Annotated in this window: 10 protein-coding genes; 8 read left to right on the forward strand and 2 right to left on the reverse strand. The window is 74.5% G+C overall.

The window, feature by feature from the left end; genetic code table 11:
* Positions 1-144: 144 nt before the first annotated feature.
* Positions 145-639, reverse strand: a complete 495-nt coding sequence (locus tag IHE55_RS26210) for a hypothetical protein (RefSeq protein ID WP_232265701.1) — start codon at positions 637-639, stop codon at positions 145-147.
* A 682-nt stretch (positions 640-1,321) separates the two neighbouring features.
* Here IHE55_RS26210 and IHE55_RS26215 point away from each other — a divergent pair.
* Both IHE55_RS26215 and IHE55_RS26220 read left to right on the forward strand, forming a co-directional pair.
* Entirely contained in the window at positions 1,322-1,918 is a 597-nt protein-coding gene (locus tag IHE55_RS26215; protein ID WP_307826824.1) for a DUF6098 family protein, read from the forward strand.
* 930 nt (positions 1,919-2,848) lie between these two features.
* On the forward strand, positions 2,849-4,576 hold the full coding sequence (locus tag IHE55_RS26220; RefSeq protein WP_197991283.1) for a glycoside hydrolase family 6 protein: 1,728 nt from the start codon (positions 2,849-2,851) through the stop codon (positions 4,574-4,576).
* 325 nt (positions 4,577-4,901) lie between these two features.
* Here the strand turns inward: IHE55_RS26220 and IHE55_RS26225 are convergent, their stop codons facing one another.
* Positions 4,902-5,966, reverse strand: coding sequence for a LacI family DNA-binding transcriptional regulator (locus IHE55_RS26225; RefSeq protein WP_197991284.1), 1,065 nt, complete (start codon positions 5,964-5,966; stop codon positions 4,902-4,904).
* Positions 5,967-6,240: 274 nt separating this feature from the next.
* Here IHE55_RS26225 and IHE55_RS26230 point away from each other — a divergent pair, with 274 nt between their 5' ends.
* The 6 genes from IHE55_RS26230 (at position 6,241) to IHE55_RS26255 (ending at position 13,969) form a co-directional block, all read left to right on the forward strand.
* The gene (locus IHE55_RS26230; RefSeq protein WP_197991285.1) at positions 6,241-7,575 is read left to right on the forward strand and encodes an extracellular solute-binding protein; all 1,335 of its coding nucleotides are present in this window, start codon (positions 6,241-6,243) and stop codon (positions 7,573-7,575) included.
* Between the two features lie 6 nt (positions 7,576-7,581).
* Positions 7,582-8,595, forward strand: a complete 1,014-nt coding sequence (locus IHE55_RS26235) for a carbohydrate ABC transporter permease (protein WP_197991286.1) — start codon at positions 7,582-7,584, stop codon at positions 8,593-8,595.
* 10 nt (positions 8,596-8,605) lie between these two features.
* Positions 8,606-9,448 carry a carbohydrate ABC transporter permease gene (locus tag IHE55_RS26240; RefSeq protein ID WP_197991287.1) on the forward strand — a complete coding sequence of 281 codons (843 nt, stop codon included), beginning with the start codon at positions 8,606-8,608 and terminating at the stop codon, positions 9,446-9,448.
* Between the two features lie 77 nt (positions 9,449-9,525).
* On the forward strand, positions 9,526-10,929 hold the full coding sequence (locus IHE55_RS26245) for a GH1 family beta-glucosidase (RefSeq protein WP_197991288.1): 1,404 nt from the start codon (positions 9,526-9,528) through the stop codon (positions 10,927-10,929).
* A gap of 413 nt (positions 10,930-11,342) precedes the next feature.
* Positions 11,343-12,740 carry an MFS transporter gene (locus tag IHE55_RS26250; RefSeq protein WP_232266856.1) on the forward strand — a complete coding sequence of 466 codons (1,398 nt, stop codon included), beginning with the start codon at positions 11,343-11,345 and terminating at the stop codon, positions 12,738-12,740.
* Positions 12,737-13,969, forward strand: coding sequence for an FAD-dependent monooxygenase (locus tag IHE55_RS26255; RefSeq protein ID WP_197991290.1), 1,233 nt, complete (start codon positions 12,737-12,739; stop codon positions 13,967-13,969). The genes IHE55_RS26250 and IHE55_RS26255 overlap by 4 nt, the downstream gene beginning before the upstream one ends.
* The last annotated feature ends 19 nt before the right edge of the window (positions 13,970-13,988 follow it).

Here is a 13,988-nt window from a genome sequence, read left to right on the forward strand (position 1 = left end):
AGGCCCGGCGCGGGCCGGCCCGCGCCGGGCCGCCGGCCGGGCCGCGCCCGGGTGCCGCGCACCGTCCCGCCCGTGACCCGCGCCGTGGTCCACCCGCCGGCGGGCGGCCCCGTGGACACGGCGCGCAGGACGGACGGCGCCGGGTCAGCCGTCGGCGGGGGCCGGTCCGGTCTCGATACCGGAGATCCGCTTGGTGGCGAGGTCCGACCGTACGGTCAGGTACGTGTGGCGCTGCTGGTCCGCGTCGCCCCAGGAGAGCCGGACGGTGGTCCAGGTGTGGCCCATGGCCGACTCGTCGTAGGTGACGCGCCAGGACGAGGGGACCTCGCGGGAGCGCAGCACCCCGTCGGCGCGGTGGTCGCGCTCCCAGGCGTCCAGCTCGGTGCGGAGCTTCTCGGTGAGGTAGTGCTCCCGCAGCCCGTCGGTCAGGTCACCGCGCCCGCGGTCCTGGACCACATCGATGTAGGTGCCGTAGAAGTCCGCGACCCGGTCGACGGCGGAATCCGGGCTGCCGCTGCGGGTGGGGACGCTCTCCCCGGCGGCGCGCGTTTCCTGGTGGGCCGCGGCCGGTGCGGCGGCGGTGAGGGCGAGGGCTAACAGGGGCAGAACGCCGCGCCGTATCAGGCGAGTGCGTGACATGTTCGCTTCCTCCACTGAGGGGTGAAAGGGTGAGGGATACGCCGGCGGCGCATCCGGGTCATACCTGCGCGTTGCCGCTCGGCGGATTCCTACACGTATGGGGCGGTCCGTCGGCCTCACCGCATCATGGGCCGGTGCGTCCAGCCAAGGGCGTTTTCCGCCACCGCTGCCCGGCCGTGGCACGCCTCACCCGCCCCGGCCCGCCTCCCCGGACCGACCGGCCCCGGAGCACCACTCCCGACTCACCGGTCCCGGGCCGCCGCACCCGGCCCACCGATCAGGGCTGCCGCGCGCGGGTCGCCTCAGCCTGACCCCGGCGCCCGGCTCGGCGGTCGGCTCTCCGGCCCCGGACCGCCGCACCCGGCCGGCACCGCGCCGAGCCACCGGTCAGGGGGCGGCGCCACCGGGGCCGGCGCCGGGCGGGCCCAACGGGTGGGCCGGACCGGGCGCGACCGGCGTGGCGTGGCGGCCCCGGGCGGCGTCCGGGGGTCAGGCTGGTGCCGACGGCCTGCGAAAAGGGTTTTCCGGCCAGGTCCAGGGGCATGTGCGCCAGTGCCCGTGACCCGGGCGGCCGGCCCGTCGCGCCGGCCCCGTGAACGCCCTGTCGACCCGGCCGGTCCGGAAGCCGGCCGGGAGAACCCCGCGACACCCGAACGACCCCGTACGCCGGAGGAGCACCTGAATGCCGGCCGCAGCCGAGATGCCCGTCCTCGCCCGACTCGACGACGTCGTGGACCTGGTACGACGTACCCGGGAACCGCTGTACGTCCGCTGGTCGAAGGGGCCTCAGGCCGATCTGGGATCCACCACCAGCACCGATGACCTCACCGGCGTCCCGCTGCCCGGCCTCTCGGTCAACGCCCTGAAGGTCGAACCCTGGTGGGGTGACCGCCCGCTGCGGCTGTGGGTGGCCCGGAGGCTGTACGACTACTGCCACCTCCGGCGCGAGAAGGGCCCCGGGGTGCGGCCCTGGGTGCTGACCGGGCGGGAACTCGCCCGTGGCCCCGACAACGAGCCCCTGCTGGCCGAGGTCGCCCCCGTCGCCTGGATCGACGCCGGGGTGATCGACGAGGCCCAGGAGGAGGTCTGCGGGCAGCGCGGCGCCTGGGGCCCGCTGCGCCGTGCCACCGACGCCGCCCCGCCGCCGGGCTCCGGGGCCGGAGCCGGCGGGGCCGGCACCGAAACCGAGGAACGGCCCGGGCTGGGGGAGCCGGGCGTCGGACCGGGAGAGGGACCCGGGCCGGGAGAGGCCGGCACCGGGCCGCCGGGCTCCGGTTGACATCCCGGCCGTGGCCATGACCACGGCCGGGATCCGGTGCCGCCCGCGCCGAGGCGTGCGCGCGGACGCGACCGGGTGCGCCGCCGATGCGCGACCCGGGACGCGGCCGTGCCGCGTCGCAGGTCGGGGACGAGCAGGTCCCGGCCGGTGGCGGACGGCCCAACCCCGTCGGCGGCGTACGGGTGGCCCTCGCCGGGGTACGGACGGACGGCCGCCGGGGCCGGGCGCGTGACGCCGACGCCGGCGTGCGGGATGCCGTGGCCGGACAGGTGCGGCGCCCGCGGCAGTGCGTACGCCCGCCGGCGCCGGGATGTGCGGCAGTTCGGTAGGGGTGAGCGGGGGCGCCTGGCGAGGGGGGCCGCCGGGGCGGGTACGGCCGCGGCGGGCCGGACCGCCGCCGGGAGCGGCCCGGCCGGCGGGCGGGGCGCGCGGGGATGCCTCCTGGAGGGGATCGACACGGGCGGGGGCGTCCGGCCGGACCAGCCGGACCGGCGGGACCGCCGAAACCGGCGGACGCCGGTAGGGGACCGTTGAGAGACCAGTGGGAGCGCTCCCAAAGTGGCTCCCCGCGTTCGATGTGTCAAGACAGTGAACGAAGCCCAGGTAACTCGGGGGTCCGGTCGGACAATTTCTGAACGACCCTGTTGACACCGGCCCGCCGAGCGCTACGGTCACCTCGACCAGTGGGAGCGGTTCCATCGACCGGGCCCGCGCCGCCCCGGCGGCGCGCCGGTCACCCCGCGCACGACCGGACGAGATCCCGGTGCGCCCGGCCCCTGCTCCGCGCCGGGCCGTGCCCCCGTACCTCCTCGTCCCGGTGCCGCCGGACCCGTACGGGCCCGTGGCGGCGGACCCGTACGGGACCGCCCGGCGCGGCACACACCCCCTGCCGTCTCGCGCTCCGCGAGCTGCGAAAGGACAGTCACCGTGATGAGCCGTACCTCCCCACGCCTCCGCCGGTTACGGGCCGGCGCGCTGGCCTCCTGCGCCCTGCTGGTGGCCGCGGCCGGCACCTCCTCGGCGCTGAGCCGCTCCGGCCCGGCCGCCACCGCGGCGGGCTGCACCGTGGACTACCGGATCACCAACCAGTGGAACGGCGGCTTCCAGGCGGACGTCACCGTCACCAACACCGGCGACCGGGTGAACTCCTGGAAGCTGGAGTGGGCCTTCGCCGGCGACCAGAAGGTGGGCCAGGCGTGGAACGCCTCGGTCGGCCAGAGCGGAAAGGCCGTCACCGCCACCAATGTGAGCTGGAACGGCACGCTGGAGCGCGGCGCCTCCGCCGGCTTCGGCTTCACCGCCACCCACACCGGCGCCAACGCCGTCCCCGCCGCCTTCTCGCTCAACGGTGTCACCTGCGACGGGTCCGGCGGCGGACCGACCGACCCGCCCACCGACCCGCCCGGCGACCGGGTGGACAACCCGTACGAGGGCGCGTCGGTCTACGTCAACCCTGAGTGGTCGGCGAAGGCCGCCGCCGAGCCCGGCGGCGACAGGATCGCCCACCAGCCGACCGGGGTGTGGCTGGACCGGATCGCCGCGATCGAGGGGGCCGGCGGTGCCATGGGGCTCCGCGACCACCTGGACGAGGCGCTGACACAGGCCGGCGGCAAGCCGCTCGTCGTGCAGCTGGTGATCTACAACCTGCCCGGCCGGGACTGCGCCGCCCTCGCCTCCAACGGCGAGCTGGGCCCCACCGAGATCGACCGGTACAAGACGGAGTACATCGACCCGATCGCCGCCGTCCTCGCCGACCCCCGGTACGCGAGCCTGCGGATCGTCACCACCATCGAGATCGACTCGCTGCCGAACCTGGTCACCAACACCGGCGGCCGGCCGACCGCCACCCCGCAGTGCGACACCATGAAGGCCAACGGCAACTACATCAAGGGCGTCGGCTACGCCCTGGGCAAGCTGGGGGCCGTCCCCAACGTCTACAACTACGTCGATGCAGGCCACCACGGCTGGATCGGCTGGGACGACAATTTCGCCGCGAGCGCGCAGGTGATCCACCAGGCGGCCACCGCCGAGGGGAGCACCGTGGACGACGTGCACGGCTTCATCACCAACACCGCCAACTACAGCGCCCTGAAGGAGGAGAACTTCACCATCGGGGACACGGTGAACGGCACATCGGTGCGGCAGTCGACGTGGGTGGACTGGAACCGCTACACCGACGAGCTGTCCTTCGCGCAGGCGTTCCGGCAGGAGCTGGTGAGGGCCGGGTTCCGGTCCGGCGTCGGCATGCTCATCGACACCTCCCGGAACGGCTGGGGCGGCACCGCCCGCCCGGCCGGGCCCGGCCCGCGGACCGGCGTGGACGCGTACGTCGACGGCGGCCGCTACGACCGCCGGCTGCACGTCGGCAACTGGTGCAACCAGTCCGGCGCCGGGCTCGGTGAGCGGCCCCGGTCCGCACCGGCGGCCGGCATCGACGCCTACGTGTGGATGAAGCCGCCGGGGGAGTCGGACGGGGCGAGCAAGGCCATCCCGAACGACGAGGGCAAGGGCTTCGACCGGATGTGCGACCCCACCTACGAGGGCAACGCGCGCAACGGCTACCACCGGTCCGGGGCGCTGCCCGACGCGCCGCTGTCCGGGCATTGGTTCCCCGCGCAGTTCCAGGAGCTGATGAGGAACGCCCACCCGGCGCTGTAACCGGGCGGGTCCACGAGCGGTCCCGGTGCGCCGCGGGGCCGCGGACTGGCCGGCGGGCGGCCGACACGGCCGCCGGCCCCGCCCCGCGCTGCCCCGCCCCGCGCTGCCCCGCCCCCGCGCTGCCCCTGCCCCGCGCTGCCCCCCCCGCGCTCTTCCCCGCCCGGCGATCTTCCGCCCCGCGCTCTCCGCCCCCTCGCGGGTCCTGCGCCTCGCGCCCGGACGGTGTGCCCGCCTGACCGGGCGCCCTCGCGTCCCCCGGGTCCCGCGCCGGGCCACCACCCCGCGTTCCCGAGCGCCGGCCCCGCCGGACGCCGTTCCCGCGGGGTCAGGAGGAGGCGCGGCGCACCAGCTCGGTCGGCAGCACGTGGCGCCGCGGGTCCTCCGCCGGCCGGTCCTGCGGGACGCCGCCCTCCCGGCGCGGCCCGATCTGCTCCAGCAGCAGCCGGACCATCATCCGGCCCATCTCCTGGACCGGCTGGCGGACGCTGGTCAGCGGCGGGTCCATGTGGTGGGCGACCACCGAGTCGTCGAAGCCGACCAGCGCCACGTCACCGGGCACCGAGCGGCCCGCCTCCCGCAGCACCTGCCGGGCGCCGGCTGCCATCACGTCCGAGGCGGCGAAGACCGCGTCCAGCTCCGGCGCGCGGTCCAGCAGCGCGCGCATCGCCCGGCGGCCCCCCTCCTCGGTGAAGTCGGCGGTCCCGATCAGCCCGGGGTCCACCCGGCGTCCGGCCGCCTCGACGGCCGCGCGGTAGCCGTCCAGCCGGCACTGGGCCACGTACATGTCCGTCGGCCCAGTGATGGTGGCGACCGCCCGGCGGCCCCGGCCGATGAGGTGCTCCACCGCGGCCTGCGCGCCGCCGGTGTTGTCGGAGTCCACGTACGGCACGGACTCGTGGGCGGACCGGCGCCCGCCCAGCACCGCCGGTATCTCGATCCGTTCCAGCAGGTCCGGCAGCGGGTCGTCGGCGTGGAGCGAGACCACCAGCACCCCGTCCACCCGGTGCCCCGACAGGTAGTCGGCGAAGCGCTGGCGCTCCTTGGGCGTGCGGATGAGGGTGAGCAGCAACTGGAGGTCGGCCTCGGCCAGTTCGGCGCCGACGCCGCGGATGATGTCGGAGAAGTACGGCTCGGCGAAGAGCCGGGTCTCCGGTTCCGGGATGACCAGGGCGACGGCGTCCGCCCGGTTGGCGGCCAGCGCCCGGGCGACCCGGTTGGGCACGTACCCCAGCTCGGCGACCGCCCGCTCGACCGCGGTGCGGGTGCGCTCGCTGACCCGCGGCGAACCGTTGATCACCCGGGAGACGGTGCCCCGGCCGACCCCCGCCCGGGCCGCAACCTCCTCCAGCGTGGGCCGGCGTCCGGCACCGTGCCGTCGGGTTCCTGCCATCTTCCGCCTCCAAGCCCGTCCGTACGGGACGCCACCGCGCGGGGCGCCCGGGCCAATTCAACAGCACCGGCGGTGGCCTGAAGTCGCCCTGTCCGCTCCCTTGACACCCCCCGACGGGAGCCGCGACCCTTCAACACATCACTGCTGGGAGCGCTCCCACACCCCCGGCAGCCTACACAACCCGCACGAGCCCGGCCCCGGTTGACGCGGAACGAACCCCTCCGGACACCGCACGGCGACCCGGACCGTCCCCCAGGGGCCCGAGGAGGACACCATGCGCAGCAGATCCCGTTCCCACCGACGCCGGGCGGTGGTCCTGGCAGCCGTCTGCGCCCTCGGCGCCGGCCTGCTCGGCGGCTGTGCCGACGACGGCGGCGACGACCGCGCCGGCGGCTCCGGCGGTCCGGACACCAAGGGCCGGACCACCCTCACCGTCGGCGTGTTCGGCGTCTTCGGCTACAAACAGGCCGGCCTGTACGACGAGTACATGGAGCTCAACCCCGACATCGCCATCAAGGAGACGTCGATCGAACGGAACGAGAACTACTACCCGCAGCTGCTGACGCACCTGTCCACCGGGAGCGGGCTGGCCGACATCCAGGCCGTGGAGGTCGCCAACATCGCCGAGATCACCGCCACCCAGGCCGACCGGCTGGTGGACCTGTCCAAGGCGCCGGGGGTGCGGAAGGAGGACTTCATCCCCTGGAAGTGGCAACAGGCCACCACCGGGGACGGCCGGACCGTCGGGCTGGGCACCGACATCGGCCCGATGGCCATCTGCTACCGCAAGGACCTGTTCCGCGCGGCCGGACTGCCCACCGACCGGGAGGAGGTCGGGAAGCTGTGGGCCGGTGACTGGGACAAGTACATCGAGACCGGACGCAGGTACCAGCGGAAGGCGCCGGACGGCACCTCCTTCGTGGACTCGGCCGGCGGCGTCTACAAGGCCGTGGTCGCCGGCAGCCCGCGGCGCTACTACGACACCGCCGGCAAGGTCATCTACAAGGACAGCCCCGCGGTCCGGCAGGCGTGGGGCCACGCCATGGACGCGGCCACCGGCAAACTCACCGCCCGGCTCCAGCAATTCCAGAAGGAGTGGGACCAGGCGTTCGCCAACGGCAGGTTCGCCACCGTCTCCTGCCCGCCGTGGATGCTCGGCTACATCAAGGAGAAGGCCGGCCCCGCGGCCGAGGACCAGTGGGACGTGGCCGCCGCGCCCCGGCCCGGCAACTGGGGCGGATCCTTCCTCACCGTGCCCGCCGCCTCCCGGCACAAGGACGAGGCGATCAAGCTCGCCGCCTGGCTGACCGCCCCCGAGCAGCAGGCCAAACTCTTCGCGAAGCAGGCCAGCTTCCCCAGCGCGCAGAGCGCCTACGCACTGCCGCAGGTCGCCGGCGCCCGGCACCCGTACTTCGGTGACGCGCCCACCGGAAAAATCTTCGCCGAGGCGGCGCGCGGGGTGCCGGCCCAGATCCTCGGCCCCAAGGACCTGGTCATCGACCAGAACATCGTGGACATCGGGGTCCTCCAGGTCGACCGGCAGGGCAAGTCACCCCAGGACGGCTGGCGGGCGGCCACCCGGACGATCGACAACGCGCTGGACGAGTGACCGCCGATGAGCCCGCCCACCGGTACCGCTCCGCCCGCCGCCGGGACACCGGGGGTCTCCCCGCCCGCGCCCGTCCCCGCCGGCCCCGACGCCGCCGAACTGCGCCGCCGGGCCCGCCGCAGCCGCCGCTACCGCCGCGACCTGCGCTGGAGCCCGTACGCCTTCGTCGCTCCCTTCCTGCTGTTCTTCCTCGCCTTCGGTCTCTTCCCGCTGCTGTACACCGGCTGGGCGTCGCTGCACCGGGTGGAGCTGACCGACCCCACGCACATGGAGTGGGTGGGCCTGCGCAACTACACCCGGCTGTGGGACGACGAGTTCTTCTGGAACGCGCTGCGCAACACCCTCACCATCGGCATCATCTCCACCGTGCCGCAGCTGGCCATGGCGCTCGGCCTGGCCCACCTGCTCAACTACCGGCTGCGGGCCTCCACCTTCTGGCGGGTGGCGGTCCTCACCCCGTACGCCACCTCGATCGCCGCCGCCACCCTGGTCTTCGCGCTGCTCTTCGGCCGGGACTACGGAATGATCAACTGGGTGCTGGGGCAGCTCGGGGTGGACGCCGTGGACTGGCAGAACGGCCACTGGTCCGCTCAACTGGCCGTCTCCACCATCGTCATCTGGCGGTGGACCGGCTACAACGCGCTGATCTACCTGGCCGCCATGCAGGCCGTACCGCGCGACCTGTACGAGTCCGCGGCGCTGGACGGGGCGAGCCGCTGGCAGCAGTTCCGCCACGTCACCATCCCCTCGCTCCGCCCCACCATCCTGTTCACCGCCGTCGTCTCCACCATCGGGGCCACCCAGCTCTTCGGCGAGCCGCTGCTGTTCAGCGGCAGCGCCGGGGCCACCGGCGGTTCCGACCACCAGTACCAGACGCTCGGGCTCTACCTGTACGAGCAGGGGTGGATCAACCTGCACCTGGGCCGTGCCTCCGCCATCGCCTGGGCGATGTTCCTGATCCTGCTGCTGATCGCCGCGGTCAACTGGCTGATCGCCCGACGGCTGCGCAAGAGCCAGTGAGGGAGAACCCGTGACCGCATCCCGCGCCGGCCGGCACCTGCACGGCGGCCGGCTCACCTACGCCGTGCTCGCCGTGTTCACCGCCCTGTCGCTCTTCCCGCTGGTGTGGACGGCGATCGCCGCCTCCCGCGACAACACCCGGCTCGCCGAGACCCCGCCGCCGCTGTGGTTCGGCTCCAACCTGTTCCGCAACCTGGAGATCGCCTGGACCGACGCCAACATGGGGGAGGCGCTGGTCAACACCGCCGTCGTCGCCTCCGTCACCGCGGCCGGCACCGTGCTGCTCGCCACCCTCGCCGGCTTCGCCCTCGCCAAGCTGCGGTTCCGCCTGCGCGGTGCCGTGCTGGCGCTGACCCTGGGCACCATGATGGTGCCGCCCCAGCTGGGGGTGGTGCCGATGTACATGGCCGTCGCCGAGCTGGGGTGGACCGACCGGCTCCAGGCGGTCATCCTGCCCTCGCTGGTCTCCGCCTTCGGCGTCTTCTTCATGCGGCAGTACCTGATCCAGGCGCTGCCCGGTGAACTGATCGAGGCGGCGCGGATGGACGGCGCCAGCAGCGTACGGATCATCTGGCACATCGTCTTCCCCGTCGCCCGGCCCGCGATGGCGGTGCTCGGGATGCTCACCTTCGTCCAGGCGTGGAACGACTTCTTCTGGCCGATCATCGCCCTCACCCAGAACGGCAACCCGACCGTCCAGGTGGCCCTGACCGGCCTCGGCCGCGGCTACATCCCCGACCAGTCGGTGATCATGGCCGGGGCGCTGCTCGGCACCCTGCCGCTGCTGCTGGTCTTCACCCTCTTCGGCAAGCAGATCGTCGGCGGCATCATGCAGGGCGCGATCAAGGGCTGACCCGCCGGCACACCCTCCGGGGGCGGTCCGCGCGGGACCGCCCCCGGTCACCGACACCTCGACATGGGAGCGCTTCCATGACCCTCTCCTTCCCGCCCGGCTTCCTGTGGGGCGCGGCCTCCTCCGCCTACCAGATCGAGGGCGCCGCCCAGGAGGACGGCCGGACCCCCTCCATCTGGGACACCTTCTGCCGCACCCCCGGCAAGGTGCTCGCCGGGGACACCGGCGACACCGCCATCGACCACTACCACCGGTTCCGCGACGACATCCGGCTCATGGCCGGTCTGGGGCTGAACGCCTACCGGTTCTCCGTCTCCTGGCCGCGGGTCCAGCCCACCGGGCGCGGACCGGCGGTCCAGCGCGGGCTGGACTTCTACCGGGCGCTCGTCGACGAGCTGCTGGCCCACGGCATCCGTCCGGCCGTCACCCTCTACCACTGGGACCTGCCGCAGGAGCTGGAGGACGCCGGCGGCTGGCCGCAGCGGGAGACCGCCGAACGGTTCGCCGAGTACGCCGGGCTGGTGGCCGGCGCCCTGGGGGACCGGGTGGACCTGTGGTGCACCCTCAACGAGCCGTGGTGCAGCGCCTTCCTCGGCTACGGCTCCGGGGTGCACGCGCCCGGCCGCACCGGCCGCGAGGCTCCGCTGCGCGCCGCCCACCACCTCAACCTGGCGCACGGCCTGGGCACCCAGGCGCTGCGGGCGGCGCTGCCCGCCCGCGCCCGGATCGCGATCTGTCTCAACCCGGCGGTGGTGCGGGCCCGTACCGGCAGCCCGGCCGACCTGGACGCGCGGCGCCGGATCGACGCCCTGGCCAACCGGGTCTTCACCGGCCCGCTGCTGCGCGGCGCCTACCCCGACGACCTGCTGCGGGACACCGCGGCCGTCACCGACTGGTCCTTCGTCCGGGACGGCGACCTGGCCACCGCCCGGCAGCCGCTGGACGCGCTGGGCATCAACTACTACACGCCGTCCCTGGTTTCCGCGGCCGACGGCGAGGACCGCCCGGCGCGGCACGACGGGCACGGCGCCGCCGAACACTCCCCGTGGCCGGGGGCCGAGCACATCGCCTTCCACCGGACGCCGGGCGAACGCACCGAGATGGGCTGGACGGTCGATCCCACCGGCCTGTACGAGCTGCTGATGCGCTACAGCCGGGAGGCGCCCGGGGTGCCGCTGTACATCACCGAGAACGGGGCCGCGTACGAGGACAAGCCGGCCGCGGACGGCACCGTGCACGACCCGGAGCGGATCGCCTACCTCCGCTCCCACCTGGCCGCCGCCCACCGGGCCCTGACCGACGGCGCCGACCTGCGGGGCTACTTCCTCTGGTCGCTGTGGGACAACTTCGAATGGTCCTACGGGTACAGCAAGCGGTTCGGCGCGGTGTACGTGGACTACGCGACCCAGGCCAGGACCCCCAAGTCCAGCGCCCGCTGGTACGCCCGGGTGGCCCGCACCGGACAGCTGCCGGCGGCCTGAGGCGCCCGGCGGGCGGGTCCACCCGCCGGAGGGCGGCCCGGGCAGGGCGCGTCCGGGCCGCGCCGGTCCTGGTGCGAGGGCACCAGGACGGGGCGGCGGCTGGTCCGGGCGGACCGGACCGCGACGGTCACCGGGGACGATGCCCGCCGGGGCGCCGGAGGGGAGTGTGGGTGGCGCGCGGGATCCCGCGCGTTCCCCCTCCTCGTGGCGTCTGGAGTGATCATCGGATGACGGCTTCTCCTCACCGGATCGGACGGCGTACCCTGCGGCGGCACCGGCTCACGGACGGTCCGTTGCCGGGTGGCCCGGCGCGTCGTCGGGACGCCGGCCCGGGAGGAGGACCTCCCGGTACCCGGCTCCGGGTCGCGGAGGCCGCCCGGCCGGCGGGCCGGACGCCGGCGGCAGGGGCTCCCCTGCCCGCGGCCGCGGAACCCCCGCGCCGCGTCGGGTGGTTGTGGATCGGTGCCCTCGGCACCCTGGCGCTCGCCCTCGGCACCCTGCAGTCGGTGGTGGAGCCCGCACTCCCGCTCCTCCAGCGCGAGCTGGGCGTCAGTCCCGCCGAAGGCGCCCTGATCGGCAACGCCCTGCTCATCACCGGCGCGGTCATCACCCCTGTCGCGGGCCGCCTCGGCGACCGCCACGGCGGGAAGCGGGTACTGGTCCGGCTGACGGCCGTGGTCTCGGCGGGTGGTCTGACGGCCGGCCTGGCACCGAACCTGCCGGTGCTGCTGCTCGGTCAGGTGCTGCAGGGCGTCATGGTCGGGGCGCTGCCCCTGTCGTTCATCCTGGTGCGCAAGCACCTCGCGGCAGGAGCGTCACAGGCGGCGATCGGACTGGTCGTCGCGCTGTTCACCGCGGGCGGCATGGTGGGAACGCTGTGCGCCGGGCCGATCGCGGAAGGGCTGTCCTGGCGGTGGATGTTCGCGCTGCCGACGATGGTGATCATCGCGGCGGCGACGGTCGTGGCCCGGCTGATGCCACACGATCCGCCGGTCGCCTCGGCGGAGGGGACGGACTGGCCCGGCGCGGTGCTGCTGAGCGGCACCCTGCTCGCGTTCATGCTCGGGCTGGTGACGGTGACCGGGGACGGCGGCGCGCCGCCCTTCGCGGCCGGTGCCCTCGCGGTGGCCGTGGTGGCCCTCGGGTCCGGCTGGGTCGTCGTGGAGCGCCGGGCGGCCTCGCCGATGGTCGATCCGCGCATGCTGGCGAAGCCCGCCATGCGGAGCGCGTGTGTGCTCACCCTCTTCATCACCATCAGTTCCGGCATGGTGCTCGTCCTCCTGCCCCAGCTGTTCGCGGCACCGGCCGACGGGTACGGCTTCGGAGCCGGCACCACCGAGATCGGGCTGCTCCTGCTGCCCGGCGCCCTCGCCGGGGCGGTGAGTGACGCGGTGGGGGGGATCGCGGCGCGGCGCTTCGGTCCGCGTGCCGTGGTCGTCGCGGGCACCGTCGTCACGGCGGCGACGCTGATCGCCCTGGCGTCACTGCACACCGAGGAATGGCAGCTGGTCCTCGCCAAGGTGCTGCTGGCGTTCGCCGCGGGCGCCGGTACCACGGCGTTGCTCGCCGGTACCGCCTCCGCCGCCGGGGCCGAGGACATCGGCATCGCCACCGGCGTGCTGGTGGTCACCCGGGTGATCGGCATGGCCCTGGGCGCCCAGGTCGCGGCCGCGATCCTCGACGCCGGGGCCGCGCCGGCGACGGGGCAGCCGGCCGAATCGGCCTTCGTCACCGGATTCGCCGTCGCCGGCCTCGTCGCCGCGTTGTCCCTGCTCGCCGTCCGTACCGCGCGGAAGGGGGTCCAGGCATGACACGCACCGGTCCGGCCGGCCCGTCGGGGGCCGCGGGCACCACCGCGCGGCGCAGCGTTCTGATCTCCGGGGCCGGTGTCTGCGGAGCCGCGCTGGCGTACTGGCTCCACCGGTCCGGATGCGCGGTCACCGTGGTGGAGAAGGCGGGCGCACCGCGCGACGGCGGCTATCCGATCGACATCCGCGGTACCGCGACCGAGGTGGTCCGGCGGATGGGGATACTGCCGCGGCTGCGGGACGCACACCTCGACGCGCGCCGCCTCACCTTCCTGGACGCCGACGGCAGCGAGGTGGCATCGCTCACCCCGGGGGCCGTCGCCGGCGGCGCCGAGGGGCAGGACCTGGAAGTGCGCCGCGGGGATCTGACCACGATCCTGCACGCGGCCGTCCGCGACGACCTGGAATTCCTGTTCGACGACTCCATCGACACCCTCGACCAGGCCGGGCCGGAGGTCGACGTCACCTTCCGCAGCGGCCGGCGGCGCACCTTCGACCTGGTGCTCGGCGCGGACGGAATGCACTCACACACCCGGCAGGCGGTGTTCGGCCCGGAAGAACGGTTCCACCGTCACCTCGGGTACTGCTTCGCCCTGTTCACCATGGCGAACACCCGCGGGCTCGCCCGCGAGGTCGTGGTGTGGAACACCCCGGGGAGGACCGCGGCCCTGTACGCCGCCGGGGACGGCGACGATGTGCACGCCTTGCTGGCGTTCCACCGGCCTCGACCGCCGGTCGCCGCCCTCCGGGACCCCGGCGCCCGGCGGGACCTGGTCGCCGCGGCCTTCACCGGCGCGGGCTGGGAGGTCCCCGGCATGGTCGGCGCCATGCGCGACGCGGACGACCTGTTCTTCGACACGGTCGGCCAGATCCGCATGCCCCACTGGTCCAGCGGCCGCGTCGCGCTCGTCGGCGACGCCGCGTACGCGCCCTCGTTCCTCACCGGGCAGGGGACGAGCCTGGCGCTCGTCGGGGCCTACATGCTCGCCCACGCCCTGGCCGTGCACCGGGACCACACGGCGGCCTTCGCCGCGTACGAACGCGCCCTTCGCCCGTTCGTCGCCATGAACCAGGCACTGGTGGACAACGGCGCGGCCACGCTCCTCCCCGTCACGGCGCGGGCCCTCGATCGGCGCAACACCATGCTGCGGAACCTCGTCGCCGTGCCGTCCGCCACGGCACGACCGGCCCATACGGCCCTGACCCTGCCCGAGTTCACCCCGCTGCCGTGACCCGGCACCCCGGCGCACC

The organism is Streptomyces pactum (assembly GCF_016031615.1).
Lineage (GTDB): Bacteria > Actinomycetota > Actinomycetes > Streptomycetales > Streptomycetaceae > Streptomyces > Streptomyces pactus.

Coding starts and splice junctions, on each gene's coding strand:
- IHE55_RS26210 (WP_232265701.1), bottom strand. CDS start 639: ATGTCACGCACTCGCCTGATACGGCGCGGCGTTCTGCCCCTGTTAGCC.
- IHE55_RS26215 (WP_307826824.1), top strand. CDS start 1,322: ATGCCGGCCGCAGCCGAGATGCCCGTCCTCGCCCGACTCGACGACGTC.
- IHE55_RS26220 (WP_197991283.1), top strand. CDS start 2,849: ATGAGCCGTACCTCCCCACGCCTCCGCCGGTTACGGGCCGGCGCGCTG.
- IHE55_RS26225 (WP_197991284.1), bottom strand. CDS start 5,966: ATGGCAGGAACCCGACGGCACGGTGCCGGACGCCGGCCCACGCTGGAG.
- IHE55_RS26230 (WP_197991285.1), top strand. CDS start 6,241: ATGCGCAGCAGATCCCGTTCCCACCGACGCCGGGCGGTGGTCCTGGCA.
- IHE55_RS26235 (WP_197991286.1), top strand. CDS start 7,582: ATGAGCCCGCCCACCGGTACCGCTCCGCCCGCCGCCGGGACACCGGGG.
- IHE55_RS26245 (WP_197991288.1), top strand. CDS start 9,526: ATGACCCTCTCCTTCCCGCCCGGCTTCCTGTGGGGCGCGGCCTCCTCC.
- IHE55_RS26255 (WP_197991290.1), top strand. CDS start 12,737: ATGACACGCACCGGTCCGGCCGGCCCGTCGGGGGCCGCGGGCACCACC.